The sequence below is a fragment of the Pseudomonas sp. MWU347 genome, from assembly GCF_017947305.1.
Lineage (GTDB): Bacteria > Pseudomonadota > Gammaproteobacteria > Pseudomonadales > Pseudomonadaceae > Aquipseudomonas > Aquipseudomonas putida_A.
Genome location: NZ_JAFGZB010000024.1, coordinates 1 through 3,110 on the forward strand (window position 1 = coordinate 1; position 3,110 = coordinate 3,110).

Below are 3,110 nucleotides of genomic sequence, written 5' to 3' on the forward strand. Positions count from 1 at the left end.
GGGTACTGACTCGTGACCGGTTGGCCTCGCTTCAGCAAATCGGGTATGTGATACAGGTGTTTGTGAGCATCGCGAACTTTCGGTTCATTGCGTCTTCACACACCGCAATCTGGTCTCTTTCGAGCATTCAGATTGCTTGGGTGTTATATGGTCAAGCCTCACGGGCAATTAGTATTGGTTAGCTCAACGCCTCACAGCGCTTACACACCCAACCTATCAACGTCGTAGTCTTCGACGGCCCTTCAGGGAACTCAAGGTTCCAGTGAGATCTCATCTTGAGGCAAGTTTCCCGCTTAGATGCTTTCAGCGGTTATCTTTCCCGAACATAGCTACCCGGCAATGCCACTGGCGTGACAACCGGAACACCAGAGGTTCGTCCACTCCGGTCCTCTCGTACTAGGAGCAGCCCCTCTCAAATCTCAAACGTCCACGGCAGATAGGGACCGAACTGTCTCACGACGTTCTAAACCCAGCTCGCGTACCACTTTAAATGGCGAACAGCCATACCCTTGGGACCGGCTTCAGCCCCAGGATGTGATGAGCCGACATCGAGGTGCCAAACACCGCCGTCGATATGAACTCTTGGGCGGTATCAGCCTGTTATCCCCGGAGTACCTTTTATCCGTTGAGCGATGGCCCTTCCATACAGAACCACCGGATCACTAAGACCTACTTTCGTACCTGCTCGACGTGTCTGTCTCGCAGTCAAGCGCGCTTTTGCCTTTATACTCTACGACCGATTTCCGACCGGTCTGAGCGCACCTTCGTACTCCTCCGTTACTCTTTAGGAGGAGACCGCCCCAGTCAAACTACCCACCATACACTGTCCTCGATCCGGATAACGGACCTGAGTTAGAACCTCAAAGTTGCCAGGGTGGTATTTCAAGGATGGCTCCACGCGAACTGGCGTCCACGCTTCAAAGCCTCCCACCTATCCTACACAAGCAAATTCAAAGTCCAGTGCAAAGCTATAGTAAAGGTTCACGGGGTCTTTCCGTCTAGCCGCGGATACACTGCATCTTCACAGCGATTTCAATTTCACTGAGTCTCGGGTGGAGACAGCGCCGCCATCGTTACGCCATTCGTGCAGGTCGGAACTTACCCGACAAGGAATTTCGCTACCTTAGGACCGTTATAGTTACGGCCGCCGTTTACCGGGGCTTCGATCAAGAGCTTCGCGTTAGCTAACCCCATCAATTAACCTTCCGGCACCGGGCAGGCGTCACACCCTATACGTCCACTTTCGTGTTTGCAGAGTGCTGTGTTTTTAATAAACAGTCGCAGCGGCCTGGTATCTTCGACCGGCATGAGCTTACGGAGCAAGTCCTTCACCCTCACCGGCGCACCTTCTCCCGAAGTTACGGTGCCATTTTGCCTAGTTCCTTCACCCGAGTTCTCTCAAGCGCCTTGGTATTCTCTACCCAACCACCTGTGTCGGTTTGGGGTACGGTTCCTGGTTATCTGAAGCTTAGAAGCTTTTCTTGGAAGCATGGCATCAACCACTTCGTCACCTAAAAGGTAACTCGTCATCAGCTCTCGGCCTTAAGATCCCGGATTTACCTAAGATCTCAGCCTACCACCTTAAACTTGGACAACCAACGCCAAGCTGGCCTAGCCTTCTCCGTCCCTCCATCGCAATAACCAGAAGTACAGGAATATTAACCTGTTTTCCATCGACTACGCTTTTCAGCCTCGCCTTAGGGACCGACTAACCCTGCGTCGATTAACGTTGCGCAGGAAACCTTGGTCTTTCGGCGTGGGTGTTTTTCACACCCATTGTCGTTACTCATGTCAGCATTCGCACTTCTGATACCTCCAGCAAGCTTCTCAACTCACCTTCACAGGCTTACAGAACGCTCCTCTACCGCATCACTTGCGTGATACCCGTAGCTTCGGTGTATGGTTTGAGCCCCGTTACATCTTCCGCGCAGGCCGACTCGACTAGTGAGCTATTACGCTTTCTTTAAAGGGTGGCTGCTTCTAAGCCAACCTCCTAGCTGTCTAAGCCTTCCCACATCGTTTCCCACTTAACCATAACTTTGGGACCTTAGCTGACGGTCTGGGTTGTTTCCCTTTTCACGACGGACGTTAGCACCCGCCGTGTGTCTCCCATGCTCGGCACTTGTAGGTATTCGGAGTTTGCATCGGTTTGGTAAGTCGGGATGACCCCCTAGCCGAAACAGTGCTCTACCCCCTACAGTGATACATGAGGCGCTACCTAAATAGCTTTCGAGGAGAACCAGCTATCTCCGAGCTTGATTAGCCTTTCACTCCGATCCACAGGTCATCCGCTAACTTTTCAACGGTAGTCGGTTCGGTCCTCCAGTCAGTGTTACCTAACCTTCAACCTGCCCATGGATAGATCGCCCGGTTTCGGGTCTATTCCCAGCGACTAGACGCCCTATTAAGACTCGCTTTCGCTACGCCTCCCCTATTCGGTTAAGCTCGCCACTGAAAATAAGTCGCTGACCCATTATACAAAAGGTACGCAGTCACCCAACAAAGTGGGCTCCCACTGCTTGTACGCATACGGTTTCAGGATCTATTTCACTCCCCTCTCCGGGGTTCTTTTCGCCTTTCCCTCACGGTACTAGTTCACTATCGGTCAGTCAGTAGTATTTAGCCTTGGAGGATGGTCCCCCCATATTCAGACAAAGTTTCTCGTGCTCCGTCCTACTCGATTTCATGACTAAGAGACTTTCGCGTACAGGGCTATCACCCACTATGGCCGCACTTTCCAGAGCGTTCCGCTAATCTCAAAGCCACTTAAGGGCTAGTCCCCGTTCGCTCGCCACTACTAAGGGAATCTCGGTTGATTTCTTTTCCTCAGGGTACTTAGATGTTTCAGTTCCCCTGGTTCGCCTCTTGCACCTATGTATTCAGTACAAGATAACCATCTTATGATGGCTGGGTTCCCCCATTCAGACATCTCCGGATCAAAGTCTGTTTGCCGACTCCCCGAAGCTTTTCGCAGGCTACCACGTCTTTCATCGCCTCTGACTGCCAAGGCATCCACCGTATGCGCTTCTTCACTTGACCATATAACCCCAAGCAATCTGGTTATACTGTGAAGACGACATTCGCCGAAAATTCGCAAAACTCTTAAGAGT

At 51.7% G+C, this 3,110-nt stretch carries 1 rRNA gene; it reads right to left on the reverse strand.

The window, feature by feature from the left end:
• Positions 1-147: 147 nt before the first annotated feature.
• Positions 148-3,039: ribosomal RNA gene (locus KCG87_RS27270) — 23S ribosomal RNA — on the reverse strand.
• Positions 3,040-3,110 lie beyond the last annotated feature (71 nt).